Origin of the sequence: Xylanimonas ulmi (genome assembly GCF_004216535.1) — a bacterium.
In the GTDB taxonomy this organism is placed as follows: Bacteria; Actinomycetota; Actinomycetes; order Actinomycetales; family Cellulomonadaceae; genus Xylanimonas; species Xylanimonas ulmi.
This window is the reverse complement of sequence record NZ_SGWX01000001.1, coordinates 2924532-2951153: the sequence shown is the minus strand read 5'-3', so window position 1 is coordinate 2951153 and position 26622 is coordinate 2924532. Positions and strand designations below refer to the sequence as shown.

Annotated in this window: 21 protein-coding genes and 1 tRNA gene; 14 read left to right on the top strand and 8 right to left on the bottom strand. The window is 75.0% G+C overall.

All coding sequences use genetic code 11. The features are described 5' to 3' along the window. Positions 1–75: 75 nt before the first annotated feature. Positions 76–2697, bottom strand: a complete 2622-nt coding sequence (locus tag EV386_RS13665) for a helix-turn-helix transcriptional regulator (protein ID WP_130415844.1) — start codon at positions 2695–2697, stop codon at positions 76–78. Between the two features lie 382 nt (positions 2698–3079). Here EV386_RS13665 and EV386_RS13660 point away from each other — a divergent pair, with 382 nt between their 5' ends. Continuing rightward, the gene (locus tag EV386_RS13660; protein ID WP_130415842.1) at positions 3080–3910 is read left to right on the top strand and encodes a helix-turn-helix transcriptional regulator; all 831 of its coding nucleotides are present in this window, start codon (positions 3080–3082) and stop codon (positions 3908–3910) included. A gap of 3 nt (positions 3911–3913) precedes the next feature. Here the strand turns inward: EV386_RS13660 and EV386_RS13655 are convergent, their stop codons facing one another. Then, a complete protein-coding gene (locus tag EV386_RS13655) occupies positions 3914–4516 on the bottom strand; it encodes a TetR/AcrR family transcriptional regulator (protein WP_130415840.1) in 603 nt (200 codons plus the stop codon). Positions 4517–4583: 67 nt separating this feature from the next. On the opposite strand from EV386_RS13655, the gene EV386_RS13650 reads away from it, so the two are divergent. From EV386_RS13650 to EV386_RS13640, 3 genes are all read left to right on the top strand, one after another. Beyond that, positions 4584–5135 carry a DinB family protein gene (locus EV386_RS13650; protein WP_130415838.1) on the top strand — a complete coding sequence of 184 codons (552 nt, stop codon included), beginning with the start codon at positions 4584–4586 and terminating at the stop codon, positions 5133–5135. A gap of 60 nt (positions 5136–5195) precedes the next feature. Then, a complete protein-coding gene (locus EV386_RS13645) occupies positions 5196–6224 on the top strand; it encodes a hypothetical protein (RefSeq protein WP_242607968.1) in 1029 nt (342 codons plus the stop codon). 998 nt (positions 6225–7222) lie between these two features. Continuing rightward, complete coding sequence (locus tag EV386_RS13640; protein WP_130415836.1) at positions 7223–8269, top strand: pirin family protein; 1047 nt, start codon at positions 7223–7225, stop codon at positions 8267–8269. Between the two features lie 19 nt (positions 8270–8288). Here EV386_RS13640 and EV386_RS13635 read toward each other — a convergent pair. Next, a tRNA-Gly gene (locus tag EV386_RS13635) sits at positions 8289–8362 on the bottom strand. Positions 8363–8485: 123 nt separating this feature from the next. Between EV386_RS13635 and dcd the strand changes: the two genes are divergently transcribed. From dcd to mnhG, 8 genes are all read left to right on the top strand, one after another. Further along, positions 8486–9061 (top strand): dCTP deaminase, encoded by a 576-nt coding sequence (gene dcd / locus EV386_RS13630; RefSeq protein ID WP_130415834.1) that lies wholly within the window; start codon positions 8486–8488, stop codon positions 9059–9061. Positions 9062–9206: 145 nt separating this feature from the next. Then, positions 9207–10340, top strand: coding sequence for a hypothetical protein (locus EV386_RS13625; RefSeq protein ID WP_130415832.1), 1134 nt, complete (start codon positions 9207–9209; stop codon positions 10338–10340). Positions 10341–10346: 6 nt separating this feature from the next. Then, positions 10347–13463: a Na+/H+ antiporter subunit A gene (locus tag EV386_RS13620; protein ID WP_130415830.1), complete on the top strand. Its 3117-nt coding sequence runs from the start codon at positions 10347–10349 to the stop codon at positions 13461–13463. Between the two features lie 7 nt (positions 13464–13470). Then, complete coding sequence (locus EV386_RS13615; RefSeq protein ID WP_130415828.1) at positions 13471–14040, top strand: Na(+)/H(+) antiporter subunit C; 570 nt, start codon at positions 13471–13473, stop codon at positions 14038–14040. Then, complete coding sequence (locus EV386_RS13610; protein ID WP_130415826.1) at positions 14037–15725, top strand: Na+/H+ antiporter subunit D; 1689 nt, start codon at positions 14037–14039, stop codon at positions 15723–15725. The genes EV386_RS13615 and EV386_RS13610 overlap by 4 nt, the downstream gene beginning before the upstream one ends. After that, positions 15725–16366, top strand: a complete 642-nt coding sequence (locus EV386_RS13605; protein WP_130415824.1) for a Na+/H+ antiporter subunit E — start codon at positions 15725–15727, stop codon at positions 16364–16366. Before EV386_RS13610 ends, EV386_RS13605 begins: the two co-directional genes overlap by 1 nt. Then, complete coding sequence (locus EV386_RS13600) at positions 16363–16839, top strand: MrpF/PhaF family protein (RefSeq protein WP_130415822.1); 477 nt, start codon at positions 16363–16365, stop codon at positions 16837–16839. The genes EV386_RS13605 and EV386_RS13600 overlap by 4 nt, the downstream gene beginning before the upstream one ends. After that, positions 16836–17246, top strand: a complete 411-nt coding sequence (gene mnhG / locus EV386_RS13595) for a monovalent cation/H(+) antiporter subunit G (protein WP_130415820.1) — start codon at positions 16836–16838, stop codon at positions 17244–17246. Before EV386_RS13600 ends, mnhG begins: the two co-directional genes overlap by 4 nt. On the opposite strand, the gene EV386_RS13590 is transcribed toward mnhG, so the two are convergent. The 3 genes from EV386_RS13590 to EV386_RS13580 form a co-directional block, all read right to left on the bottom strand. After that, complete coding sequence (locus EV386_RS13590; RefSeq protein ID WP_130415818.1) at positions 17195–17761, bottom strand: methylated-DNA--[protein]-cysteine S-methyltransferase; 567 nt, start codon at positions 17759–17761, stop codon at positions 17195–17197. The genes mnhG and EV386_RS13590 overlap by 52 nt on opposite strands. Before the next feature lie 48 nt (positions 17762–17809). Continuing rightward, positions 17810–19522, bottom strand: a complete 1713-nt coding sequence (locus tag EV386_RS13585; protein WP_130415816.1) for an AlkA N-terminal domain-containing protein — start codon at positions 19520–19522, stop codon at positions 17810–17812. 139 nt (positions 19523–19661) lie between these two features. Further along, positions 19662–20720, bottom strand: coding sequence for an alpha/beta hydrolase (locus EV386_RS13580; RefSeq protein WP_130415814.1), 1059 nt, complete (start codon positions 20718–20720; stop codon positions 19662–19664). 119 nt (positions 20721–20839) lie between these two features. On the opposite strand from EV386_RS13580, the gene EV386_RS13575 reads away from it, so the two are divergent. Further along, positions 20840–21196: a cupin domain-containing protein gene (locus tag EV386_RS13575; RefSeq protein WP_130415812.1), complete on the top strand. Its 357-nt coding sequence runs from the start codon at positions 20840–20842 to the stop codon at positions 21194–21196. A gap of 107 nt (positions 21197–21303) precedes the next feature. Next, a complete protein-coding gene (clpB, locus tag EV386_RS13570; RefSeq protein WP_130415811.1) occupies positions 21304–23970 on the top strand; it encodes an ATP-dependent chaperone ClpB in 2667 nt (888 codons plus the stop codon). Positions 23971–23997: 27 nt separating this feature from the next. Here clpB and EV386_RS13565 read toward each other — a convergent pair whose 3' ends face one another. After that, positions 23998–25626: a xylulokinase gene (locus EV386_RS13565; RefSeq protein WP_130415809.1), complete on the bottom strand. Its 1629-nt coding sequence runs from the start codon at positions 25624–25626 to the stop codon at positions 23998–24000. Beyond that, entirely contained in the window at positions 25619–26590 is a 972-nt protein-coding gene (locus EV386_RS13560) for a zinc-dependent alcohol dehydrogenase (RefSeq protein WP_242607967.1), read from the bottom strand. Before EV386_RS13560 ends, EV386_RS13565 begins: the two co-directional genes overlap by 8 nt. Between the last annotated feature and the right edge of the window lie 32 nt (positions 26591–26622).

The following is a 26622-nucleotide window of genomic DNA, read 5'->3' as shown; positions in this document are numbered from 1 at the left end:
GTGACCCCGTGAGCGGGCGGGGGGTTCGTCGCGTCAGCGGGCGGCGCGGTCAGGCGGCGCGGTCAGACCGCGCGCTCAGACCGACAGCACGCGGCTCATGTCGGCGCGGTTGTCGACGCCCAGCTTGCGGAAGACCCGGTGCAGGTGGTTCTCGACGGTGCGGACCGAGATGAGCAGGCGGCGGGCGATGTCCTGGTTCGTCATGCCCGACGCCGCCAGGCGCGCGATCTCGTCCTCGCGCGCGGTGAGCTCGGCGCCCTCGGCGGCCGAGCGCATGCCCGCGGCGGCCTCCGCGCCCCACGCCTCCAGACGCCGTCTGGCCTCCTCGTGCACCTCGGCGGCGCGCGCCGCGGCGCCTGACGCGCGCAGCGCCGACAGCCCGGCGGTGTAGGCGGCCGTCGCGGTCCACACCAGGCCGGCGTCGGCGTGCCGGTCGCCGACCGCGACGAGCGCCTCGGGGTCGCCGTCGCACAGCGCGGCGACGAACCTGTCGAACTGGCGCACGAGCGGCGCCGGCATCTCGGCGGCCACGTCGGCTAGCACGGAGCCACGCAGCGGCGTCGGCTCCTCGACGACGGCGAGCATGCCGCACACGTACCCCGACATCGCGTAGCCGGCCTCGAGCAGCGTCTCGGCCTCGGACCACAGGCGCTCGGCGGCCAAGGCGCGCGCCTGGATCGGCGGCAGGTCGGCGCCGTCGAGCCGGGCGATCGCGAGCGTCGGCGAGCCCAGCGGGAACGGGCCGGGGCCGGTGCGCAGCGCCAGGGCCTGCTGCGCGAGGGTGCGCGCCGTCGTGCCGCGGCCCTCGTCGGCCGCCAGGCCCGCGGCCATCGACAGCAGCGCGACATGCTGCGGGCGTTCGAGCGCGGGCAGCACCCCCGAGGACAGCACCGACCCGAGCAGGGTGCGCAGCTCCCCGGCGCGCCCGCGCAGCGTGAGCACCTGCGCGGCGACGTACGCGGCGCCGACGATCCCCTCGACGTCGTGCTCACGGCGGGCCTCGGCGAGCAGGTCCTGGGCCTCGGCGAGCGCCTCGTCGAGGCGCGCCTCGAGCATCAGCGCCCAGGGGCGGGCGGTGACGCGGGCGAGGGCGAACGTCGAGGTCACCTGGCCCAGCCCGTCGATGACCTCGAGCGCCTCGGCCGAGCGCCCCTGCGCGAGCAGCAGCTCGGCGCGCACGGTGCCCACGATCTCGCGTGTGTCGACGGGGGCCGTGGCGATGTCGGCGGCCGCGGGCAGCTCGTCGGGGTCGGGCGCGTGGTCGACCAGCAGCACGATGAAGGCCTCGATGCCGTCGACGAGCTGGACCCACTCGTCGGCCTCCTCACGCGCCTGTTCGAGCACCGCGTGCACCCATTCGAGGTTGTGCTCGACGGCGCCCAGAAACAGCGCGTACCAGTCGTCGAAGGCGACGAGCTCGCGTGAGTCGCCCGTGCGCGGCGTGGCCTCGCGCACCGCGAGCACCGACTCGGCGTCGGCGCCGGTCACGAGCATGGTGCGCAGCAGCACGGCCGCCGTGCGCGGCGTGGGGTTGTCCTCCCACTCGGTGCGACGCACCAGCAGCTCGCGGTGCCAGTGCTCCTGCAGGAGGCGGTTGACGATGACGTCGGCCTCACCGGCGCGTTCGAGCGCCACGCGGGACCGTCCCGCGTCGGCGGCGCCCACCAGCCGCCACGGCGCCGTGCCGAGCGGCGGCTGCTGCACCTTGACCCCGCCGAAGGCGCTCGTCACGGCCTCGTCGACGCGCAGGTGCCGCGCCCCGACCCCCTGGTGGCGGAAGAACTCGACGATCGCGGGCGGGAACAGGCTGACGAGCATCTTGTCGTCGCGCGGCACGAAGCGCAGCAGGCGGTACCCGTCGAGCTCCTCCAGCACGTCCCACGGCATGAGGCGACGCGCCATCGTCACGTCGATGGTCCCGGCCAGGGCGAGCGTGTGCAGCCCGTCGACGCCCTCGGGGCTCAGGCGCGCCAGCAGCGGGTCGACCGAGCGCACCATCTCGGGCGACCACAGCTCGGGCCCCGCGGACCAGACGCCGTCGACCCGGCGCAGCGAGCCGTGCAGTCGGGCGCTGGTGGCCAGCGCGAGGCTCAGCCCGGGCAGGCCGCCCGATCCGGAGAACACCCGGCTGACCGCGGCCGACTCGATCGGCCCGCCCAACGCCTCGATGAGCAGCGTCTGGGTGTCGACGTAGCCCAGCGGCGGGACCTGCAGCGAGACCCCCGGCAGCACGGCCGCCGGGACGCGGGTGGGCGCGCGCAGCACGCGCGGGGCGGGGCGGGACGTGGTCAGCAGGGGGAACGCGGACATCGCGTGGGCCGCCGCGATCGCTCCCGCGGAGATCTCGTCGAGGTCGTCGACGTCGTCGACGACGAGCAGGGTGCTGCCGCCGCGCACCGCGGAGGTGATGCCCTGCACCGCGGCGGACACCGCCGTCGTCGGCGCCTGGGGGCCACCGCCCTGGCGGGCGACGAGTCCGGCGACCGACAGCGCCTCCAGCGGGCGGTCGCGCAACGCGAGGACCCCGTGGGCGTGGATCACCTGCCAGCCCGCGTCCTCCAGCTCCGCGGCGACGGCGCGTGCGAGCACGGAGCGCCCCGAGCCGGGCAATCCCTGCAAGTCGACGCTCGTGCCGGCGAGAAGGTGCTTGACGGCGTCGTCGCGCACGTCGACGTGCAGGGTTCCGTGCGGCGTCATGGAGCACATCGTCACCCACAGGACCACTCAGTGCCACGCGGTAGAGCAGGCAGCGCCAATGGCCTCAAGCGGCCTGGCCAGGCCCCGATTGTTGAGGGACCGCGGTAGGGAGCGATCCTCAAGCCCGGGCGGCACCGTCCCCTCGCCGCCCCGCGCCGGTCACGCCGCGAAGGGCCGGCGCCCGCGCGACATCCCCCCGTGCGCGTGGGCGCCGACCGCCCGGGCCGACGCCAGCCGCCGGTTCTGCCCGTCTGATATCAGGGAGGACTCCGTGGACGCGACGCACACGACGTGCCGACGCCGGACGATCACGCGCGACCCGCTCGGGTCATCGCGCGCGGGCGACTCGCCCCTGCCTGTGGTCGCGGGTTAGGCGCATCCCATGGCATCCGTGCAGTCGGAACGACGGCGTTCGGCTCGATTCGGCGCGTATCTGGTCTCGCTGGTCCAGCTCGGCCCCATCACCACGCGCATCGCGGGTGACAACTTCGGGCACCCATGGCGCGCGGTGCGCCTGGTCGTCGTGCTCGACGGCGAGGTCTCGCTCAAGACGGCGGGCACCATCGAGGTGCTCGGCCCCCGCTCCGCGGCGCTCGCCGTGGGCTGGCGCCCGCTGGAGGTCTCCTCGCCCGGCGCGCTGCTCATCGAGGTCGACGTGGCCGTGGAGCGCACCGCGATGCGGGGCACGTTCGACGACGCGCCGCTGACCGTGTGGGGCCCCGAGACGGTGCTGCCGAGCGCGACGGCGTCGGCGTTGCGCGAGCTGCTGTGCCGCCCGGGCGTGGTGCCCGAGGTGCGCGCCGAGACCGTGCGCGTCGTCGAACAGCTCGTCGGCGCCGTGGCGACCTGCCGACCCGAGACGCGCTCGACGGCGCTGCTCGAGCAGGTCGAGCGCTCGCGCGTCGTGCAGTACATCGCCGCCCACCACTCCGAGCGCGACCTGACGCCCGCGGCCATCGCCGAGCACTTCGGCGTCTCGACGCGCACGCTGCACCGCCTGTTCGAGGGCGAGGAGCGCACGGTGTGCGGGTGGATCGCGCACGAGCGGCTGCGCTCGGCGCTCTCGCGCCTGCACGACCCGCGCTACGCGGCCGTCACGCTGGAGGACGTGGCCGAGCTGTGCGGGTACGGCAGCGCGCTGGCCCTGCGCCGCGCGGTCCAGGCCGCGACGGGCTCGACGCCGTCGGAGCTGCGCTCGCGCCTGGCGAGCTGAGCCTCAGGCCGCGGCCTCGCGGGCGCCCACCGCACGCAGCACGAACCGTTCGGCGGCGCGCACGGCGCGCTCGCGCGCGACCGGCTCCTCGGGGATCAGCCGGCCCGACAGGCAGGCGTTGACGAGTTGCACGGTCGGGTCGATGTCCTGGTCGGGGAACTCTCCCGTGCGGATCCCCTCGGTGAGGATGCGGCGCAGGATCGACTCGACGATCTCGGCGTGCTCACGCAGCCGCTGCAGCGTCGGCCGCGACAGCACGGTGCGCAGGTCGGGCCCGGGGGCCAGGTGGAACATGCGCGAGAGCTGGGCCTGCTGGCGGATGTAGGTGCGCAGCTGCTCGACCGGCTCGTCGACGCCGTCGAGCGCGCGCTCGAGGCGGCGGGCGTACTCCTCGGTCTCGTGGGTGATGAAGCCCAGCAGCAGCGCCTCCTTGTCCGGGAAGTGGTTGTACACCGCGGTGCGTCCCACCCCGGCCGTCGCGGCGATGTCGGCGAGCGTGATGGTGTCGAACCCGCGCTCGGCCATGAGCGTCGAGAGTGCGGTGAAGAGCCGTTGCCGGGTCATCTGGCGGTGTTCGTGCAGGCTCTTCCCGATGATCTTGGGCATGCTGACATCATAGGGTGAGACTGTCAGTACGGGTTATTCGCCCGGAAAGTGGCCGTACGCTGCGAGGATGCGCAACGACGAGACCGTGCCCGAGATCGATCCCGAGATCGATCCCGACACCAAGGACTGGACCTGGGTCCTGGAGCGCCCCTGCCCCGAGTGCGGCTTCGACGCGGCCGCGGCGGACCCACTGGGCGTGGGCGACGCGGTGCGCGCGACGCTCCCGCGCTGGTCCGCGGTGCTCACACGCCAGGATGTGCGCACGCGTCCGGCCCCCGGCGTCTGGTCGCCGCTCGAGTACGCCGCGCACGTGCGCGACGTGTTCCGGGTCTTCGACTCCCGCCTGGCCGCGATGCTCGCGCACGACGATCCGACGTTCGCCAACTGGGACCAGGACGCCGCCGCCGTCGAGGCCGACTACGCGAGCCAGGACCCGGCCGAGGTCACGCGCGGGCTGGCGGCCGACGGCGAGGCGATCGCCGCGCGGTTCGACGCCGTCGGGCCGCAGCGGCTCGAACGCCCCGGGCGGCGCTCCAACGGGTCGCGGTTCACCGTCCGCACGCTCGGGCAGTACTTCCTGCACGACGTGGTCCACCACCTGCACGACGTCGGCGCGTAGGGCGCCCGCTGCGGCGGGGAGAGGTTCCGCGCCGTCGGCGTGGGCGCTACCGTTCCCCGCATGCCACAGCCCGAGGCCGCCGCGCCACCCGAGCGCGCGGCCGACCACACGCTCGTCGTCCCCGATCTCGCAGACTCCACGGCGCAGGCCCCGCACGCCGCGATGCCCGGCCTCGCCGCGGCGTGGTTCTCGGACGCCGCCTGGCTGCGCGAGCCGTCCGGTCCGCCGGCGCCGCGCCCGCGCGGCGCGCGGTTCCGGGGCGCGACGCCTGACGTCGACCCTGACCCTGAGCCCGGTGTGCTGCGGTTGGGGGAGCGGCACACGCTGACGGGACCGTTCCCCGTCGACGCCGACCGCGCCGCGGCGCTGGGCGCGCGCGCCGCGCAGCACGGCTTTCGCGCATGGACCATCGCGCCCGTCGACCCGGTCCGCGCCGAGCGCACGCAGCGGCCGGCGACGTACGACGACCGTGACGGCCTGAGCCGGGCCTTCGCCGCGGGCCTGCCCGAGGGCGAGGAGCTGCGCGTGGTGCGGTGGGCCGTCGCGGTGGCCCGCAAGCTCGGCGGGGCGGTGCTGGTCGACGGCCGCACGCCGCTCGCCCCAGACCCGGGCGCCGCGGTCGACCTGTCGCTGTACTCGGCCCACGCGCTCGATCCCGCCGACCTGCTCGGCCAGGTGCGCGGCCTGGTCGCGACCGCCGAGCCCGAGGAGCGCGCGACGAGCGCCGACGGCTCGCTCTCCTACGCCATCCGCGCGCGCACCTCCTACGACGGCGACCTGCGGGTGCGCGTCGCGCACGTCGACCGCGTGCCGCGCGCCCTGGGGGTGCTTGAGTGGCGGGCGTACGGCCCGTTCGCCTACCACCTGTCATGGATCCCGCAGGACCCCGACGAACTGCGGACCGAGCACCCCTCGGGGCTGCACCTGATCGCCCGCGGACGGATGTCCACCATCGTGGCGCGGCTGGCGACGGCGCTGCAGGCGCGCATCGCGGGCGTCCTGGTCGACGACGGCGGGTTCGTCGCGACGGGCGCCGAACTGGCCGCGCGCGTCGAGGGGCGCCACCACCAGGCGCGCGCCTGGGTCTGAGGCCAGGCCACGCGCGGGCGGCGGTGGACGGGTCCGGCGAGTATCCACAGGCTGTGTCCACAGGGTTGTGTGGATAGGCGCCGACAGCGGGACTCACCTGCGCAAACTGTTATCCACCGGGCGTCCACATAGCACACCGGCGTGCGCCGTGAGGGCGCGATGGGGGCGCGTCAGGGGCGCGGCGCCGGCGGGAGGGCGTTCGAGGGGCGGGAACCCGGGCGGGCGCGGCGAGCGCCGCGCGGGCGCTTCGTGGCCGCTTTCGCCGCGTGATCATGCGGTTCGCGTACCACAAGATCCGAGATCCGCTCTCCGACTGCCGCAAAGGCGACACTCGTCCGTCGTCGCGCTCCGCGGCCGTCGCGGCGCCGGTGGACCCGCCTCGGGGTGGCCCCGCGACGCGACGGGCGCCGTCGTCGGACGCTCTTCGTTCACCCGGCGTCCACATCTTTTGTCCCCAGGGCTGTGGACGGTGTGGGGATTCCGCGGCATAGCCTGTGGACGACGTTGTGGGACTATCCACAGGGTCACAGACCGCGCCCGGCCCCCTTGCACGGCCGCGGTCAGGGGGCTTGAATCGTGGCTACTGGTCTCCATGGCGACGGTCCACCCCACCCGATTCGGCGGGGCTTGCCGTCGCCCAGAGACACGGTCAACCGGAGAACGACGGACCATCCCGTACCGCGGTGCGGGCTGCGGGTGACGACGCAGGTGTCCGAGCGGGGCCGGAAGACCACCCGCGTCCGGAGGGCCGTGGTGAACGGGTCGGGGGGTCCCTCGCGAGGACCGGCCCTCTGCCCGACGGCCGCCGGAGCCGCGTCGTCGACGCGCGGCGCCCCTGGCGATCGGTGTCCACCCCTGGCCAGGGTCCGCGGAGGACTCCGAGGCCCCCCGGCGTTCCCGGGGGGCCTCGGCCATGCCCGGCCGGGCGCCACCGCGTCCACCGCAGGGGGGCCCGCCGCCAGATCCCGCGTCCGGCCCCACGTCGATAGTGTCGTGTCATGAGCAACCTCGACGCGCGCCCCGAGGAACAGGTCTGTGTGGCGGGGGTGTCGGGCGACGGCGTCGAGTTGCTCACCGCGCGGCAGGTGCCGCTGGGCGGCACGCGCTCGATGACGGTGCGCCGCACCATCCCGCAGCGCGCGCGGTCGTTGGTCGGGGCGTGGTGCTTCTGCGACCACTTCGGACCCGACGACGTCTCGCAGTCCGCCGGCATGCAGGTGGCGCCCCACCCCCACACGGGCCTGCAGACCGTGACATGGCTGTTCGAGGGCGAGATCCTGCACCGCGACTCGGTCGGGTCGCTCGTGGCGGTGCGTCCCGGCGAGCTCAACCTCATGACGGCCGGCGTCGGCATCTCGCACTCCGAGGAGTCGCCCCAGGCCGGCCGCCCACCGGTGCTGCACGGCGTGCAGCTGTGGACGGCGCTGCCCGCGTCGGCGCTCGGCGCCGCGCCGCACTTCGAGCACCACGCGGACCTGCCCGTCGCGCAGGCGGACGGCGCGCGGGTGCAGGTGTTCCTCGGCGCGCTCACCGTGGGCGGCGCCCGCCTGGCCTCACCCGCCACCGCGTACACCCCGCTCGTCGGCGCGCAGGTCGACCTCGCCCCGGGCGCGCGCCTCACGCTCGACGCCGACCCGGACTTCGAGCACGCCGTGCTCACCGACGCGGGCCAGGTGCGGCTGCAGGGCATGGCCGTGCCGCGCGACCAGCTCGGCTACGTCGGCCCGGGCCAGCGGCGCCTCGTCATCGAGGCGGGGCCGAGTCCCGCACGTGCGGTGCTGCTGGGTGGAGTTCCGTTCGGCGAGGACATCGTCATGTGGTGGAACTTCGTCGGCCGCTCGCACGACGACGTCGCGCGGGCGCGCGACGAGTGGATGGCCCAGGTCGCCGACGACCCCGCCGACGCCGCCGGGGTGGCCACCCAGTACACCGCGGGGGCGCCGTCGCGGCGCTTCGGGCAGGTGCGCGGGTACGACGGCGGCCCGCTGCGGGCGCCGACCATGCCTGATGTGCGCCTGCGCCCACGCACAAGGGCCCGGCCATGACGGCCGGGCCCTGAGGCGCTGGAGCGGGTGACGGGAATCGAACCCGCGCTGTCAGCTTGGGAAGCTGAAGTTCTACCATTGAACTACACCCGCGCAGCCGCACCGGTCATCGGTGCGTGCGGGTGCGATCATACCCATTGCGGGCGCCGCGGCCGAACCGGCGTCTCATAGCGACCCCGTTCCGCGCCTTCGGCGGCGGGCCGTTACGGTGGCTCCGTGCTGCTCTCCGACCGTGACATCCGCGCCGAGCTCGACGCAGGTCGCGTCGTCTTGGACCCGTACGAGCCGGGCATGCTCCAGCCGTCGAGCATCGACGTGCGCCTGGACCGCTACTTCCGGCTGTTCGACAACCACAAGTACCCCTACATCGACCCGTCCCAGGAGCAGCCCGACCTGACTCGCCTGGTCGAGGTCACAGGCGACGAGCCGTTCGTGCTGCACCCGGGCGAGTTCGTGCTCGGCTCGACGTACGAGTCGATCACGCTGCCCGACGACGTCGCGGCCCGCCTGGAGGGCAAGTCGAGCCTCGGGCGGCTGGGCCTGCTGACGCACAGCACGGCGGGCTTCATCGACCCGGGCTTCAGCGGCCACGTCACGCTGGAGCTGAGCAATGTCGCCACGCTGCCGATCATGCTCTGGCCGGGCATGAAGATCGGCCAGACGTGCTTCTTCCGGCTGTCGAGCCCGGCCGAGCACCCGTACGGCGCCTCGCAATACGGCTCGCGCTACCAGGGTCAGCGGGGCCCGACGGCGAGCCGATCGTGGCAGAGCTTCCACCGGACCGCGGTGTGAGCCCGAGGGAGGGAGCGGGGTGAGCACTCAGCCTCCTGTGCGCAGCGAGGGAGGGCAAACGCCCAGGCGCCGCTACGCTCGGTCGCGCCACGAAGGCGCGAGACAACGTTTTGCGCCCCTGCCCTCACGGAAGGAGCTGCGACGCATGGGCCAGACCGCCGGTGACACCGCGGCCTACCCCGCCCTCCCCCGCACCGTGACACGCGGCCACGAGGCCCGCCACCTGCTCGCGCTCCCCGCCGATGTCGAGGTCGACGAGGTCGAGGTGCTGGCCCTGTCACGGTTCGCGACCACCCGGTGGGAGGTCGTGCCACGCGACCTTCCCGGCGCCGACGTGCCCATGGGGCGCATGGCCGGACCAGGCGAGCCCGGGGTGCTGCGCGTGAGTCGGCACACGACCCTGACCGGCCCCTATGCCCCCGCCGGCCGCGGCTTCGACGCCGGTCTGCCCTCCGGGACCGCGATGGTGTTCGACGTCGTGTGCCCGCGCGAGCGGTGGCCCGACCCGCCCCCGGCCGAGGGCGGCGACAAGGACGGGATCGCGCGGGCGTTCCCCGCGGGCGTGCCCAACCGCGAGGAGGACCGCGTCATCACATGGCTGATCGCCGCCTGCCGCCGCCTCGGCGGGGCGGTGCGGCTCGACGTCGCCGGCATGTGGGACGACCCGGCCCCGGCCGCCGCGGCGCGTGTCGGCGCCGGCGTCGTCCTGACCCCCGACCCGGCCTCGGCCGTCGACCTGACGCTCTACTCCGACGTGTGGCTCGACCCGCAGGCGTGCCACCGCGTGATCCAGAGCGTGCACCCGCGCGCGGTGCTCGCGACCGAGGGCGCGCCGTACCAAGGCCCGCCGCCCGGCATCGCGGAGCTGCCGCTGTACCCGGGCGACACCATGGACCCGCAGGAGCGTCGGCGTCTGCACGCCGCGGCCGACGACTGGGACATCGCCGCGCTCCAGGAGCCGCACGTGCTCGACGGGTTCGGCGTCGTCGTCGACCTCGGGCACGACGGCTACCTCGCGGTCGAGGTCATCGGCGCCGAGACCGTCCCGCCCCTGCTGCGCGATCTGCCCTGGACGCGCGGCGGCTGCGTCTCCTACCGCGTGCACTGGGACCCACCGGACCTCATCGAGGCCAACCGCGAGCGCCCGCCGCACAGCCACCTGGTCGCGCGCAAGCGCGCCGCCGAGCTCGTCGCGCGTGTGGCCCGCGCGCTCTGGGACGCCGCGGGAGGCGAGATCGCCGACGAGTCGGACTTCCTTGTCGACCCGGACGACCTGTAGGCGCCCGTGCTGATCATCGTCTGCGTCCATCTGCTGCTGGCTCTGGCCGCGTCCGCACTCGTCGCGTGGCTCGGGCGCAGGGCCTTCTGGGTGCTGGCCAGCGGTCCCGCCGCGGCCGCCGGGTACGCGCTGTCGCAGACCGGGGCGGTGGTCCGCGGCGACGGCCCGACCGAACGCCTGGAGTGGGTGCCCTCCCTCGGCCTCGCGCTCGACTTCCGGCTCGACACCCTGTCGTGGCTCATGCTGCTCGTGGTGGGCGCCGTGGGGGCGCTCGTGCTGCTGTACTGCAGCGCGTACTTCGCGCGCGGCGCGGTCGGCATGTCCAAGTTCGCGGGCGTGCTGGTCGCGTTCGCGGGCGCCATGGCCGGTCTGGTCACCGCGGACGACCTGCTGCTCATGTTCGTGTTCTGGGAGCTGACGACGGTCTTCTCCTACCTGCTGATCGGCCATCACGCGGAGCGCAAGGCCTCGCGGCGCGCGGCCATGCAGGCGATCGTCGTCACGACCGCGGGCGGCCTGACGATGCTGGTCGGGATCGTCGTGCTGGGGGTCGCGGCCGACACGTGGCGCGTGTCCGAGGTGCTGGCCGACCCGCCCACCGGGGCGCCCGCCGTCGTGGCCGCGCTGTGCCTGCTGGCCGGGGCCATGACCAAGTCCGCACAGGTGCCGGCGCACTTCTGGCTGCCGGCGGCGATGGCCGCCCCCACGCCGGTGTCGGCGTACCTGCACGCGGCCGCGATGGTCAAGGCGGGCATCTACCTGGTGGGGCGGTTCGCGCCCGCGTTCTCAGGCCTGGCCGCCTGGCGGTGGGTGGTGGTGGTCGTCGGCTCGGCGACGCTGCTGCTGGGCGGATACCGCGCCCTGCGTCAGCACGACCTCAAACTCGTGCTCGCCTTCGGCACGGTGTCGCAGCTCGGCCTGCTCGTGCTGCTGCTGGGCTACGGCACGCGCGGCGCAGCGCTGGCCGGGCTCGCCCTGCTCGGGGCGCACGCGATGTTCAAGGCGTCCCTGTTCCTCGTGGTCGGCGTGGTCGACGCCGCGACCGGCACGCGCGACCTGCGGCGACTGGCCGGGCTCGCACGCCAGCTGCCGCTCACGGCCGCCGCGGGCATCCTCGCGACGGCGTCGATGATCGGCCTGCCGCCGTTCGCCGGGTACGTGGCCAAGGAGGCCGCGCTCGAGGCGTGGGCGCACGGCGACGACCCGCTCGGCAAGGTCCTGACCGTCGTCGTCGCGCTCGGCTCGGCGCTGACCGTCGCCTACGGGCTGCGGTTCGCCTGGGGCGCGTTCGGGCGCCGCGCGAAGGTGACGCCCGTGGTGCAGATGGTCGAGCCCGTGTCCCTGGGGACGATCTCGGTCGAGGGCGGGATGACGCCGGCGGCGACGACGGCGAGCCCGGCCGCCGCGAGCCCGGCCGCCGCGAGCCCGGCCGCCGCGACGCCCGCCGCGGGCTCGATCGTGGCGCCGCCCGCCTCGGGTGTGGTGCGCCGCCCCCCGCTGCTGCTGGCCGCGCCGCCGTTTGTGCTCGCGGTGCTGGGCCTCGTGGTCGCGCTGGCGCCACAGGTCGGCGACCGCCTGTTGGCGCCGCACGCGGACACCTACCCGACGGGCGAGCCGGGGCACCTGACGCTGTGGGCGGGCCTGACGCCGACGGTCTTCGTGACCCTCGGGGTGCTCGCGCTCGGGGCGGCCGCGTTCTGGCAGCGCGAGCGGATCGAGCGCCTGCAAGAGCGGCTGTGGTCCCCGCTGGGCGCCGACCTCGTCTACCGGCGCACGATGCGCCGCCTCGACGACTTCGCCGCCGACGTCACCGGCCAGACCCAGCGCGGCTCGCTGCCGTTCTACCTCGGCGTGATCCTGCTGGTCCTCATCGCGGGCCCCGGCGTCGCGCTCGCCTGGGGGCTGCGCGGGGCCACGCTGCCCGGCACGCAGGACGCCGTCGGGCGAGCCGACGCGTTCACGCTCGGGCCGCTGACCCTGGTGCCTTTTGACCGACCCGTGCAACTCGTCGTCGTGGCGGTCATCGCCGCGGCGGCGGTGCTCGCCGCCCGCGCCCGACGCCGTCTCAAGGCCGTGTTCCTCGTCGGGGTCACCGGGTACGGCAACGCCGTGCTGTTCCTGCTGCATGGGGCGCCGGACCTCGCGCTGACCCAGGTGCTGACCGAGACCGTGACGCTCGTGGTCATGGTGCTGGTGCTGCGGCGGCTGCCCGGATACTTCTCCAACCGGCCGCTGGCCGCGAGCCGCTGGGTGCGGCTCGCGATCGGGGTGGGGGTCGGGCTCGTGATGATGCTGCTGGTCACCGCCGCGCCCCTGGCCCGCACGCACCTGCCCATCTCGGTCGACTTCCCGTCCGAGGCGGTCACCTGGGGCGGGGGGCGCAATGTCGTCAACGTGACCCTGGTCGACGTGCGCGCCTGGGACACCGTGGGCGAGATCTCGGTCCTGCTGGTCGCCGCGACCGGCGTGGCCTCGCTCGTGTTCCTGCGCCAGCGCTCGGGCCGCGTGCCACGCCTGCGCGACGACGCGCGCGCGCTGCGCCCGCGCACGGCGTCGGGCACGGCGTCGGGCACGGCGTCGGGCACGGCGCCCATCGCGCGCTCGACCACGTGGATCGTCGCGGGCCCCACCCTGGCCCCGGAGCGGCGCTCCATCATGTTCGAGGTGGTCACGCGCGTCGTCTTCCACGCCATGATCGTCTTCGCCCTGTTCCTGCTGTTCCGAGGGCACAACGCGCCCGGCGGCGGGTTCGCCGCGGGGCTCGTGGTGGGCCTGGCCCTGGCCGTGCGCTACCTCGCCGGCGGGCGGTACGAGTTGGGCGAGGCCGCGCCCGTGCACCCCGGCCGCGTGCTGGGCACGGGCCTGGTGCTGTCGGCCGGCGTCGGGCTCGTGACCCTGCTGGCCGGGCAGCACGCGCTGGAGAGCTTCATCGTGGACCTGCACCTGCCGGTCTTCGGGTCGGTGCACGTGGTGACGTCGCTGGTCTTCGACCTGGGGGTGTTCCTGGTCGTCATCGGCCTGGTGCTCGACATCCTGCGCTCCCTCGGCGCCGAGATCGACCACCAGGGCGAGATCGAGGGCGGCGCCGGGGCCGCAGGCCGCGGCGCGGTGTGGGGGCGGTGAGGGCCGGATGATCGTGCTCGACAACGTCCCCTCGGCCGCGCTGGTCGTGGCGGTCGGCGTGCTGTTCGCCGTCGGCGTCTACCTGCTGCTCGAACGCTCGCTGACGCGCGTGCTGCTCGGGTTCGTGCTGGTGGGCAACGGCGCGAACCTCGCGCTGCTCATCGCGGGCGGGCGCGCGGGCGCCGCGCCCATCGTGGGCAACGCCGACCCCGCCGTGCGGCTCAGCGACCCGCTCGCCCAGGCCATGGTGCTGACCTCGATCGTCATCACGCTCGCGCTGACCGCGTTCGTGCTGGCCATGGCGTATCGGTCCTGGCAGCTCAACGGCCACGACGAGGTCCAGGACGACGACGAGGACCGCCGCATCGCCCGCCGTGCCGCGCGCAACGAGGCGGCGTACGCCGACGTCGACGCGGCCGAGACCGGTGAGACGCTCGACGAGGAGGCGGCCGAGATCCACGACGACATCGAGGAGAGCCTGACGGCGGCCGGCGAGGCGCCCGGCGGGTCTGCCGACGGCCCGCCCGACGGCCCTGCCGACGACGCGCCCGGCTCGCGCGGGGGTGAGCGCCCGTGACATGGTCCGCGGCCTCGCTGCTGCCGCTGCCGGCGCTCGTCCCGCTGCTCGCGGCCGGGCTCACGCTCGCGCTGCACCGTTACGCGCGCGTCCAGCGCGTCATCTCGGTCGTCGCACTCAGCGTCGTCGTCGTCACGGCGGCCGTGCTCGTCGTGGCGGCCGACTCCGGCCCCGTCGTCGCCGTCATCGGCGACTGGGCCGTGCCCGTGGGCATCAACCTGGTCGCCGACCGGCTCGCCGCGCTCATGCTGCTGGTCAGCGGCGTCGTCCTGCTGTGCGTGCTGCTGTACTCGATGGCCCAGGGCGTCGCCGACGGCAGCGACGACGTCGACATGGTGGGTGAGGGCGTGCCCGGCGAGCCGCGCGCCGCCGACGGCGGCAGCGGCGACCCCGACGAAGCCGACCGCCGCGACCTGCTGCCCGTCGCGATCTACCACCCGACGTTCCTGGTGCTCGCCGCGGGCGTGGGCGGCGCGTTCCTCGCGGGCGACCTGTTCAACCTCTACGTCGGGTTCGAGGTGCTGCTCGCGGCCTCCTACGTGCTGCTCACGCTCGGCGGCACGGGGGACCGGATCCGGGTCGGCAGCGTGTACGTCGTCGTCGCGCTGCTCAGCTCGATCGTGTTCCTCACCGCGGTCGGGCTGGTCTACGCGGCCACGGGCACGGTCAACCTCGCGCAGGTCGCCGAGCGGCTGCCCGACGTCGACCCGGCCGTGCGCCTGGGCATCCAACTCCTGCTGCTGCTCGGGTTCGGCATCAAGGCCGCGATCTTCCCGCTGTCGGCGTGGCTGCCGGACTCCTACCCGACGGCGCCCGCGCCCGTCACGGCGGTGTTCGCGGGCTTGCTGACCAAGGTGGGCGTCTACGCGATCATCCGCACCCAGACGCTGCTGTTCCCGGCGTCGGGCGCGGGCTCCGTGCGCGTGGACCAGGTGCTCATGGTGCTCGCGCTGCTGACGATGCTCGTGGGCATCCTCGGCGCCGTCGCGCAGGACGACATCAAACGTCTGCTGTCATTCACCCTGGTCAGCCACATCGGGTTCATGATCTTCGGCGTCTCGATCGCCGGGACGGCCGGGACGGCCGCGGCGATCTTCTACGTCGTGCACCACATCACCGTGCAGACCACGCTGTTCCTCGTGGTGGGCCTGGTCGAGCGGCGCGGAGGCACGACGTCGCTCGACCGGCTCGGCGGTCTCGCGCGCGTCGCGCCGGGGCTGGCGGTCCTGTTCTTCATCCCCGCGATGAACCTCGCGGGCATCCCGCCCCTGTCCGGGTTCCTGGGCAAGGTGGGCCTGTTGGAGGCGGGTGTGCGCAGCGGCACGCCGCTGGCGTGGACGCTCGTGGTCGGGTCGGTCGTGACCTCGCTGCTGACGCTGTACGCGCTGGTCAAGGCGTGGAACAAGGCGTTCTGGCAGACGGCGCCCGAGGACCTGGAGCCGACCGTGCGCGAGGAGACGCGACTGCCGCGTGGCATGGTGGCGCCCACGGCGGCGCTGGTGGCGTTCGGCCTCGCGCTCACGGTGTTCGCGGGGCCCGTGTACGGGTACGCGCAGCGGGCCGCCAGCACTCTGGTCGGCACGCGGGGCTACATCGAGGCCGTGTTCCCCGGAGGCGGCGAGCGGGGCGTCGGCGAGTCGGCCGACCTCGGCTCCGAGGCCAAGACCGCGGAGGTGGGGGGCTGATGCCGCACCTGACACCGACCCGCCGCAACCGGCTGCGCCGCGTGGCCGCCCAGTGGCCGTCGGTCCTGCTGCTGGGGGTGCTGTGGATGGCGCTGTGGGGGTCGATCACCTGGGGGACGTTCCTCGCGGGCCTGCTGGCGGGCCTGGTCGTCGTGGCGCTGCTGCCGCTGCCACCCGTGGGCGTGCGCGCCGCACTGCGCCCGTGGCGCGCGGTCATCCTGGGGGCGCGGTTCGCCGCGGACCTCGTGGTGGCCTCGTTCCAGGTGGCGTGGACGGCGCTGCGGCCCGGAACCTCCCCACGCGGGGGCGTCGTGGCGGTGCCGCTGCGCCCGGCGCCGGACGTGTTCTTCGCGATGACGGCCGAGCTGTCGTCGCTGGTGCCCGGATCGCTCGTGGTCGAGGCCGACACGCGGACGGCGACGCTGTACCTGCACGTGCTCGACCTGGACGCGGCGGGTGGCCCCGACGCGGTCCGCGAGCAGACCCTGCACCTTGAGGAGCGCGTCCTGCGCGCCTTCGCCTCGCGGGCCGACCTGGCCCGCGCCGGCCTCGCGGCGCCCCCTGTCCCCGCCGGTTCGGGCGAGACCGTGTCCGGGCAGGCGCCGAGCCCCGACGCCCCCCGTCCCGAGGAGCGGCCATGATCGTCGTCGTGATCGTGGCGACCGCGATGATCGCCGCCGCCGCCGCCCTCGCGCTCGTCCGGGTTGAGCGCGGCCCGTCGATGCTCGACCGCACGGTCGCCTTCGACCTGCTGACGACGACGATCGTCGGCGCCGTCGCGGTCGAGGCCGCGTGGTCGCGGCGCACCGAGTCGATCCCGATCCTCGTGGTGCTCTCGCTCGTCGGGTTCGTGGGCTCGGTGACGATCGCGCGGTTCGCCGCCGTCGAGCCCGAGGGCGAGGGCCGCATCCGCACGGCCGAGGAGGTCGCCGCCGAGGACGCCGCCCGTCAGGCCGCCCTCGACGCGCTCGACGCGCCGCGCCGCCGCGCGGGCGGCGCACGCCCCACGGGCGCCGACGACGCCGCGTCCGTCCCACCATCCTCCGACGGCCCGCAGCCCGACACATCGCGGGACGATCCGTCGCGCGCGCCGAGAGGGGACGAGTCGCGATGACCCACGTCGAACCGGGGTTCTGGACCGCGTTGGCCGACATCGCCGCGGCGGTCTGCCTGCTGTTGGGCGCGTTCCTGACGTTCTCCGCAGGTGTCGGCGTGCTGCGGTTCGCCAACCTGCTCGCGCGAATGCATGCGGTGACCAAGCCGCAGGTGCTCGGCCTGATCCTCTTGCTGACGGCGGTCGCGTTGCGGCTGCGCAGCGCCACCGCGCTGACGCTGCTGGCGTTGGTCGTGGTGTTCCAACTGCTGACGAGCCCGGTCGCGGCGCACATGGTCGGACGTGCGGGCTTCCGCACGGGCAAGGTGCGCTCCCAGGACCTGGAGGTCGACGACCTGTCGCGCCCCCTCGGGCGCTACCGCGAGCCCTCGCGCGCGAGCAATGACTCCTTGACCGACAAGCCGTAGCGAAACCCGCCCAGGGTTCCGTCCGTGCGCAGCACGCGGTGGCACGGCACGAACAGCGCGGCCGCGTTCATCGCGCAGGCGCCAGCCGCCGCGCGCACCGCCGCGGGCCGCCCGGACCGCAGCGCGTACTGGGTGTAGGTCACGACCTCACCCGGCCGCACACCGCGCAACACGTCCCACGCGTGCTGGCGGAACTCGCCCGACCGCTGGCGCACCGGCACGGCGCTGGGCGCGTCGAGGCGCCCGGCGTAGTACCCCTCGACCGCGGCGACCGCCTCGCACAGCACGGCGTCAGTGAGGGCGGGGGCCGCGAGACCGGACCCCGAGACCTGGGGTGGTGCGCTCGCTGGGGGAGCGTCGGGCGTGACCGCGACCGGCCGGAGCGACGGGTGCACGAGCGCGACCAGCGCGGCGACGTCGTCGGTCCACCCGGACGCGATCACCGCGTCACCGTCGACGACCACGGTGAAGGGGCCGTCGGGGGTGGCGAGGGTGGCGGAGCGTGCGGCAGGCATGAGGGTTCCTCTCGATGGTCCGGTCAGGGGAGGGCAGGGCAGGGCCGGTCAGGGCGCCGCGGCCTGCCACAGGCGCATCGCCGCGTACGAGCGCCACGGCGCCCAGGCGGCGGCGCGGGCGGCCAGGTCGCGATGGCGGCGCCCCGCCGGCAGGTCGGGCGGCGGCGCGAGGCCGAGCGCGCTCGCCCCGGCGAGCAGCGCGACGTCGCCCTCAAGCCACGCGTCCGGGTCGCCCAACACACGCATGGCGACGTAGGCGGCGGTCCACGGCCCGACGCCGGGGAGGGCGACGAGCGCGCTGCGCAACTCGTCGGCGTCGGCGCCGACGTCGACCGTGAGGCTCCCGTCGGCCAGCGCCGTGGCCGCGCCGACGACGGCGGCCACGCCGCGCGCGGGCAGTCGCAGCGGGCGCGCGGGGTCGGCGGCCTGGTCGCTGCCGGGCACGGGGACGGGCACGTCTGCCGCGATCGCGGCGGGTGTGGGGAAGAGTGTCGTCAACCCGTCGAACCCGGATCGGTACGGCGTTCCGAGCCGGGCCGCGAGGCGTCCCAGGTGCGTGCGCGCCGCGGCCACGGAGATCTGCTGGCCGACGATCGCGCGGACCACGAGCTCGTGCGGGTCGACGGCGCCCGGCACGCGGATGCCGGGGGTCGCGGCGACCAGCGGCGCGAGCGCGGCGTCGGCGGCGAGCGCCGTGTCGACGGCGACCGGGTCGGCGTCGAGGTCGAACAGCCGTCGAACTCGCGTGACGGCGGTGGCGACGTCGGCGAGCGAGGTGAGCTCGACGCGCAGCCGCAGGCTCCAGCCCACGCCGGACCCGTCCGGCGTAGCCGTGACCTCGACCGCGGCGGGCCCGTGGGGGAGCGCGAGCGTGCGCGCATAGCGCAGCGCGCCGTCGTCGTCGGACGAGGCGCACTCCACGCCCGCGACCGCGCGGACGGCCAGGAAGGAGAAGATCCCCGGGGCGTCGAACGGCGCGCGCACGGGCAGCCGGAGCGTGAGCCGCACCGGATCGAGCGAGGCTGGGTCGGTCGCGACGGGCGCGACGGGCTCAGACGGAGGACCAGGCTCGGGTGTCGTGGACGCGGCGGGCGCGGACGTGCGAGCAGGCTCGTGCGTCCACCCGGCGGCGGTCACCCGGGGGTGTGCGCCAGCGGCGGTCCCGTGTGTCCGCGCCCGATGGACGCGCGCGGCCGACGCGCGCAGCGCTCCGGGGGTGGTGGCGAAGACCTCGTGGATCGTCTCGTTGAACTGGCGGATCGACCCGAATCCGGCCGCGAAGGCGACGTCCGCGAGCGGAAGGTCGGCGCCGACGAGCAGCGCCCGCGCCGTCTGCGCCCGCTGGGCGCGGGCGAGGGCGAGCGGGCCCGCGCCCAGTTCCGCCACGAGCAGGCGCTGCACCTGCCGCGGGCTGTAGCCGAGCCGCCGGGCGAGCCCGCCGACCCCCTCGCGGTCGACGACGCCGTCGGCCACCAGGCGCATCGCGCGTCCGGCCAGGTCGCGCCGCAGGTTCCAGGCGGGTGAGCCGGGCGCGGCCTCGGGCAGGCAGCGTTTGCACGCGCGGTACCCGGCCTCGTGCGCGGCGGCCGGGGTGAGGTAGAACGTGACGTTCTCGGGCTTGGGGGTGCGCGCCGGGCACGACGGGCGGCAGTAGACGCGCGTCGTGCGGACCGCCGTGAAGAACTGGCCGTCGAACCGGGCGTCGCGCGCGGCGATCGCGCGGTAGCGCTCGGCGAAGGGGTCGGTGCTGACGGTGGCCATGCCAGCATCCTGACGCGCGGCCCGCGGCCTGGGCTAGCGGAAATCGGACATCGTGGGCGGTGCGCGCGGTTGGCCCGCAGCCCCACACCGTCCATCACGGCGCCGGCCACGACCCCGATGGCGGCGATGGCCCAGCCCGTCAGGCGGGCGCCCGCGCCGCGAGCCACGCGGTGACCGCGCGCAGATACTCCTCGCGCCCGGCGCGCGGCGACAGCGCCAGGTCGTGCGCGCCGCCCTCGACCGGCACGAACAGCACGTCCGACCCGATGCGCTGGGCGGCGCGGCGGATGTGCCCGACGTCGAGCACCGAGTCCGTGGTCAACAGCGCGTCGTGCGCGCGCCGGCTCGGTCCCGAGCGGGCCGAGGCCAGCACCAGCGTGGGCACGCCGACATCGACTCCGCGCCGCACGCGCCCCTGCGCCGCGCGCACCGAGCGGAACCACCCGGCCCGCACCGGGAACCCGGCGTGCGGCTTCCACGCGAGGTCGTAGTCCCACTCGCCGCCGGTCACCACGTGCAGCGCGCGCCCGTAGTGCTCGGCCAGCCCACCGACGGGCAGCCGCGGCGCGACGCGGGCGACGGCGTCGATCACGCGCGTCCCGGGCCCGCGCAGCAGCCACGGCTCGTTGAGGTCGAACCACGGGCTGTTGAGCACCAGCGCGTCGGCGCGGCCCGGCCGCGCGGCCGCCCACAGCGTCGCGATCAGGCCACCCGTCGAGTGGCCCAGCACGACGAGCCTCTCGTGGCCTGCGGCCCGGATCGCCGCGGCGGCGGCGTCAAGGTCGCGGGCGTGCAGCGCGATGTCGGCGACGAGGTTCGGGTCGCCGCCCGCCGCGGTGTGCGCGGCGAGCGAGCGCCCATGCCCGCGCAGGTCGACGGCGTAGAACGCGTAGCCGCGCACGCCAGCCGGGTCGCCTCCCGCCAGTGCGCCCGGGTCGGCGAGGGCCCGCGCCAGGTGGGGGTGGAAGAAGTAGTCGACGAAGCCGTGCACGTACAGCACCGCGACGCGGCGGGCGGCCCCGTCGTCGTCGGTGAGCGAGGGGGTCAGGCGCACCAAGGTGACCTGCGCCCCGTCGGGCAGGTGGAGCGTGCGCCGCTCGAAGCCGTCGCCCAGGAGGTCGGGGCGCCACGCGGGGGAGGTGTCGTCGCCGGTGGCCTCGGGGCCCTCGACACCGGTGTCGTCGCTGCGGCTGTGCATGGCCCCATGCTGCCCGACGGCGGCGCGCGATGTGGCCTGGCGGTGGCGCGCTCGGCCCTGACCGAACGCGGCCCACCGTCGCGCGCACCAGTGCGCGACGGTGCGCCTAGCGTGGGGCGATGAGGATCCTCACGCTGCCCGCAGCGCCCTTGCTCCGGTTCGAGAGCGCGGGCGTCGCGATGGACTTCCTGCCCGCCGTCACCGACGGTTCGACGCGTGTGACGTTCGCGCGGATCGACGCCGGTGGCACGATCGGCGCGCACGCCGCCCCGCTCGCGCAGGCGTTCGCCGTGGTCGAGGGAAGCGGCCACGTCGCGGTGGCCGACGGCCCGCGGCGGTCGGTCGGGCCCGGGACGCTCATCGTCTGGGAGGTCGGCGAGGTCCACCAGACCTGGGCGACGACGGCGATGCGCGCCGTGATCGTCGAGACGTCGGGGACGTTCGAGCTCTCGGAGCACTTCGTGCCGCAGGAGTGACGGCGCCGTCGAGCGCCTGGAGGGCTTGCCCCAGAAGTTGAGTGGAATAGACTCAACTTTGGGCCGGTTCCCTCGTCAGGCACCTTGTCACCCAGTACGGAGCACCTATGGACACCAAGTTCACGACCATGTCCCAGCAGGCCCTCGGTGACGCCGTCCAGTCGGCGTCCGCGGCGGGCAACCCCCAACTCGAACCCGTCCACCTGCTCGCCGCACTGCTCGCCCAGCAAGGCGGCGTCGCGGTCGGCCTGCTCGACGCCGTCGGCGCGAACGCTCAGGAGATCGGCCGCGCCGTGCGCGCCGCGCTTGTCGCGCTCCCGCAGGCCAGCGGCACGACGACGGCGCAGCCGAGCGCGAGCCGCGCCACCGCCGTCGTGCTGGAGAACGCGCAGAAGGAGGCCCAGGGCCTCGGCGACGAGTACGTGTCCACCGAGCACCTGCTCATCGCCATCGCGGCCGGGCAGTCGCCGGCCGCCCAGGCGCTCACCGCCGCCGGAGCCACGCCCGACGCGCTGCGCGGCGCGCTGCCCGTCGTGCGCGGATCCGCGCGCGTGACCAGCCCCAACCCGGAGGGCACCTACAAGGCGCTCGAGCAGTACGGGACCGACCTGACGCAGCGCGCGCGCGACGGCAAGCTCGACCCCGTCATCGGGCGTGACGCCGAGATCCGCCGCGTCATCCAGGTGCTGTCGCGGCGCACCAAGAACAACCCCGTGCTCATCGGCGAGCCCGGCGTCGGCAAGACGGCGGTGGTCGAGGGCCTGGCGCAGCGCATCGTCGCGGGCGACGTGCCCGACTCGCTGCGCGGCAAGCGCCTGGTCTCCCTCGACCTGGCGAGCATGGTCGCCGGCGCCAAGTACCGCGGCGAGTTCGAGGAGCGGCTCAAGGCCGTGCTCGAGGAGATCCAGTCGTCCGACGGCGAGGTCGTGACCTTCATCGACGAGCTGCACACCGTCGTCGGCGCGGGCGCGGGCGGCGAGGGCGCCATGGACGCGGGCAACATGCTCAAGCCCATGCTGGCCCGCGGCGAGCTGCGCATGGTCGGCGCGACCACGCTCGACGAGTACCGCGAGCACATCGAGAAGGACCCGGCGCTCGAGCGGCGCTTCCAGCAGGTCTTCGTGGGCGAGCCGTCGGTCGAAGACACTGTCGCGATCCTGCGCGGGCTCAAGGAGCGCTACGAGGCGCACCACAAGGTCACCATCGCCGACTCGGCGCTCGTGGCCGCCGCGACCCTCAGCGACCGGTACATCTCCGGGCGCCAGCTCCCCGACAAGGCGATCGACCTGGTCGACGAGGCCGCCTCGCGGCTGCGCATGGAGCTCGACTCCTCGCCCATCGAGATCGACGAGCTGCAGCGCGCCGTCACCCGCCTGGAGATGGAGGAGGTCGTGCTGTCGGAGTCGGCCGACTCAGCCCACGAGTCGCCGCGCTCCGCCGCGGGCGTCCGCGGCGTGGCCGAGCGCGACGCCGCCTCCGTCGAGCGGCTCGAGCGCTTGCGCGCCGAGCTCGCCGACAAGCGCGAGGCCCTCGCCGCGCTGACCGCCCGGTGGGAGGCCGAGAAGGCCGGCCACAACCGCGTCGGCGACCTGCGCGCGCACCTCGACGAGCTGCGCGTCGACGCCGAGCGCAAGCTGCGCGACGGCGACCTGGAGGGCGCCGCGCGCATCCAGTACGGCGAGATCCCCGCCGTCGAGAAGGAGCTCGCCGACGCCGAGGCGCGAGAGGGCGCCACCGAGGGCGTCGCCGAGCAGGCGCCCATGATCGCCGACAAGGTTGGCGCCGACGAGATCGCCGAGGTCGTGGCCGCCTGGACCGGCATCCCCGCCGGGCGGCTGCTGCAGGGCGAGACCGAGAAGCTGCTGTCGATGGAGACCGTCATCGGCGCACGCCTCATCGGGCAGAAGGCCGCCGTCGCCGCCGTCTCCGACGCGGTGCGGCGCTCGCGCGCCGGCGTCGCCGACCCCGACCGCCCCACCGGGTCGTTCCTGTTCCTCGGGCCCACGGGCGTCGGCAAGACCGAGCTCGCCAAGGCGCTCGCGGACTTCCTGTTCGACGACGAGCGCGCCATGGTGCGCATCGACATGTCCGAGTACGGCGAGAAGCACTCGGTCGCACGATTGGTCGGGGCGCCCCCCGGGTACGTCGGCTACGAGGAGGGCGGCCAGCTCACCGAGGCCGTGCGGCGCCGGCCGTACTCGGTGGTGCTGCTCGACGAGGTCGAGAAGGCCCACCCCGAGGTCTTCGACATCCTGCTGCAGGTGCTCGACGACGGACGCCTGACCGACGGCCAGGGCCGCACCGTCGACTTCCGCAACGTCATCCTGGTGCTGACCTCGAACCTCGGCTCGCAGTTCCTCGTGGACCCGACCCTGTCCGACGACGCCAAGCGCGAGGCCGTGATGACCACCGTCCGGGCGTCGTTCAAGCCCGAGTTCCTCAACCGGCTCGACGACGTCGTGGTGTTCGACGCGCTGTCGCTCGACGAGCTCGGGCAGATCGTGGACCTGCAGGTGCGGGCGTTCGCGGCGCGGCTCGCGGACCGGCGCATCCAGCTCGACGTGACCCCCGCGGCTCGCGAGTGGCTGGCGTTGGAGGGCTTCGACCCGGCGTACGGCGCGCGCCCGCTGCGCCGCCTGGTGCAGCGCGAGATCGGCGACCGCCTGGCCCGCATGCTGCTCGCGGGCGAGGTCCACGACGGCTCGACGGTGCGCGTCGACCGCCCCGACGAGATCGACACCGGCGGCCTGACGCTGACCACTCCCGGGTCCTGACCGCCGCCGACCGCCCCTTCCGCGTCCCTATGCGGAGGGGGCGGTCGGCGCGGCGAGGGCGAAGGTGGCGCGCAGGGCGGGGTAGAGGGTGCGGTAGGCCGCGAAGAGGGGATCGTAGGCGGCCCGGGCGTCGGCGTCGGGCGTGACGTCGCGGCCCTCGGTGACGAAGCGGCTGGCGCCCGTCACTGCGCCGGTCCTCAACCGGGCCTGCGCCTGGATCGCCGCCCCCGCGGCGCTCACCTCGCCGTCCGCGCACACGCGCACCGTGCGGCCCGTGACGTCGGCGACGACCTGCGCCCACAGCGGCGAGCGCGCCCCACCGCCGACCGCCCGCAGCTCACCCACGCGCGCGCCCGTGTCCCGCTCCAGCAGGTCGAGCTGGAGCCGCAGCTCGAACGCGACGCCCTCCAGCACCGCCCGGTACAGGTGCGCGGTGGTGTGCCGCCCGTGCCAGCCGACGACGGCGCCGCGCGCGAGCGGGTCCCAGTGCGGCGTCTGCGCGGCGTTCCAGTAGGGCAGGACCAGCAGGCCCTCGGCGCCGGGGGCGATCGCCGTCGCACGGGCCGTGAGCGTCTGGTGGTCGAGGCCGGCGAAGGTGGTGACCCAGTCGGCCACGTACGCGGCCGCGTTGAGCACCGTCTCCAGGACGAACGTGCCCGGTCGCGTGCCGGCGAGCGTCCGGTACGCCGGGCTGGTGCGGTACTCGGCGACCTCGACGCCGCACACCATCGAGGTGCCCAGGTTGAGGTACGCGACGCCCGGCTCGGCGACGCCGAGGGCGATCCCGGCCGACTGGCCGTCCCCGATCCCCGCGACCAGCGGCACGGGCCGGGGCAGTCCGAGGGCCGCGGCGACGTCGGGCCGCAGGTCCGCGATGACCTCCCCCGCGGCCACCAACTCGGGCAGCCCGAGTCCGGCGCGCGGACGAGCGTCCCGCAAAGTCGTTGAAACCGCCGCGTTGGCCGACATTGCGGGACGCTCGTCCGCGCGCAGACCGGCCGCGGACAGCAGGGCGGGGGACCAGGTGAGGTGGGCGAGGTCGAACAGGCCGAGCGTGTCGGCCGACGCGTGGCTCGTGGCCAGCCGCCCCGCCAGGCGCAGCGCCAGGTAGGCCTGCACGTCGGCGAGGTGGGCGGCGCGCGCGACGACGCCGGGCTCATGCTCGGCGAGCCAGGCGAGCTTGTAGATCGCGGGGGTGGTGTCGGGCGGCTTGCCCGAGACCTCGTGCACCGAGCGGCCGTCGGGCAGCGGACGCGACCCGATCCGGGCGATCTGCTCGGCGGCCCGCGAGTCGACCCACAGGATCGCGGGCCGCAGCGGGGCGCCGTCGTCGTCGAGCAACACGAACGACTCGCGCTGGTGGGTGACCGCCATGGCGCCGATGCGCGCGCGGTCGGCGTCGCCCAGGGCGCCGACCGCGGAGCGCACCGCGGCGGCGGTCGCCTCGAACCACGCGGTCGCGTCCTGCTCGTGGAAGCCCGGGGCGGGCGTCGACGTGGTCAGCGGGGATGCGGCGGAGGCGACCACGGCCCCGGCGGCGTCGACGACGACGGCCTTGGCCGCGGTCGTGGAGCAGTCGACCGCGATGACCCACGGGGGCGACGTGGTTTCGACGGGGTCGGGCACTGGGTGGGTGGTTTCGACGGGCTCAACCACCGGGGGTCACCACGACCTTGAGGCCCTCGCGGGCCACGGCGACCTCGAAGGCGCGCGGCGCGTCGTCGAGCGCGAAGCGGTGCGAGACGAGCGAGCGCACGTCGACGCGCCCGCTCGTGACCAGGTCGATCGCGCGCGGGTAGACCTCCTTCATGCGCCGCGCCATGCGGAACGTCAGGCCCTTGCGGCGGGCGTTAGCCGCCGGGAACGCGGTGTGGTCGTCGTCGGGGATGCCCGCGAGCACCACGGTCGCGCCCGGCCGGGCCGCCTCGACGCTGATCGCGACGGCGTCGTCGTTGCCCGCGCACTCGATGACGGTGTGCGCGCCCAGCGGGCCCACGGCCTCGCGCAGCGCGGCGTCGAACCCGTCGGCGGCCGGGTCGAGCACGACGTCGGCCCAGCGCGCGGCGACCTCGCGGCGGTGGGCGAGGGGCTCGACGGCGACGGCGTGGGTCGCCCCGGCGGCGCGCGCCACCTGCAGCGCGCACAGCCCGATGGGCCCGCAGCCCACGACGGCGACCGTGCCGCCGACGCGCGGGTGGGACAGGTCGACGGCGTGGATCGCGACGCCGAGCGGCTCCAGCATGGCGACGTCGGCGTCGTCGAGCGTGTCCGGGACGGGGTGCGCCCGGTGCTCGGGCCAGGCGAGGACCTCGCGCAGCGCGCCGTCGGTGACGCCGTGCCCCGCGAACCTCACCTGCGGGCACAGGTTGCCGTGGCCGTCGGCGCACAGCTCGCACGCCCCGCACGGCACGGCCGGGTCGACGGCGACGCGCTCGCCGGCGCGCGGGCCGGAGGCGATGACGCCGCCGAACTCGTGCCCCAGCACGAGAGGGCGTGACAGTGTCGCGTCGCCGATGCCGCCGTCGGCGAACCAGTGCAGGTCGGAGCCGCACAGCCCGACGGCGCCCACACGCACCAGCACCTCACCGTCTCCGGGTGAGGGCTCCGCCTCCTGTGCCACCCGCAGATCCCCGACGCCATGCAACCGTGCTG

What these genes read in the sequence shown, in the direction of transcription:
- EV386_RS13665 (WP_130415844.1), bottom strand. Translation starts at nt 2,697, where the DNA reads ATGACGCCGCACGGAACCCTGCACGTCGACGTGCGCGACGACGCCGTC.
- EV386_RS13660 (WP_130415842.1), top strand. Translation starts at nt 3,080, where the DNA reads ATGGCATCCGTGCAGTCGGAACGACGGCGTTCGGCTCGATTCGGCGCG.
- EV386_RS13655 (WP_130415840.1), bottom strand. Translation starts at nt 4,516, where the DNA reads ATGCCCAAGATCATCGGGAAGAGCCTGCACGAACACCGCCAGATGACC.
- EV386_RS13650 (WP_130415838.1), top strand. Translation starts at nt 4,584, where the DNA reads ATGCGCAACGACGAGACCGTGCCCGAGATCGATCCCGAGATCGATCCC.
- EV386_RS13645 (WP_242607968.1), top strand. Translation starts at nt 5,196, where the DNA reads ATGCCACAGCCCGAGGCCGCCGCGCCACCCGAGCGCGCGGCCGACCAC.
- EV386_RS13640 (WP_130415836.1), top strand. Translation starts at nt 7,223, where the DNA reads ATGAGCAACCTCGACGCGCGCCCCGAGGAACAGGTCTGTGTGGCGGGG.
- EV386_RS13625 (WP_130415832.1), top strand. Translation starts at nt 9,207, where the DNA reads ATGGGCCAGACCGCCGGTGACACCGCGGCCTACCCCGCCCTCCCCCGC.
- EV386_RS13615 (WP_130415828.1), top strand. Translation starts at nt 13,471, where the DNA reads ATGATCGTGCTCGACAACGTCCCCTCGGCCGCGCTGGTCGTGGCGGTC.
- EV386_RS13605 (WP_130415824.1), top strand. Translation starts at nt 15,725, where the DNA reads ATGCCGCACCTGACACCGACCCGCCGCAACCGGCTGCGCCGCGTGGCC.
- EV386_RS13600 (WP_130415822.1), top strand. Translation starts at nt 16,363, where the DNA reads ATGATCGTCGTCGTGATCGTGGCGACCGCGATGATCGCCGCCGCCGCC.
- mnhG (WP_130415820.1), top strand. Translation starts at nt 16,836, where the DNA reads ATGACCCACGTCGAACCGGGGTTCTGGACCGCGTTGGCCGACATCGCC.
- EV386_RS13590 (WP_130415818.1), bottom strand. Translation starts at nt 17,761, where the DNA reads ATGCCTGCCGCACGCTCCGCCACCCTCGCCACCCCCGACGGCCCCTTC.
- EV386_RS13585 (WP_130415816.1), bottom strand. Translation starts at nt 19,522, where the DNA reads ATGGCCACCGTCAGCACCGACCCCTTCGCCGAGCGCTACCGCGCGATC.
- EV386_RS13580 (WP_130415814.1), bottom strand. Translation starts at nt 20,720, where the DNA reads ATGCACAGCCGCAGCGACGACACCGGTGTCGAGGGCCCCGAGGCCACC.
- EV386_RS13575 (WP_130415812.1), top strand. Translation starts at nt 20,840, where the DNA reads ATGAGGATCCTCACGCTGCCCGCAGCGCCCTTGCTCCGGTTCGAGAGC.
- clpB (WP_130415811.1), top strand. Translation starts at nt 21,304, where the DNA reads ATGGACACCAAGTTCACGACCATGTCCCAGCAGGCCCTCGGTGACGCC.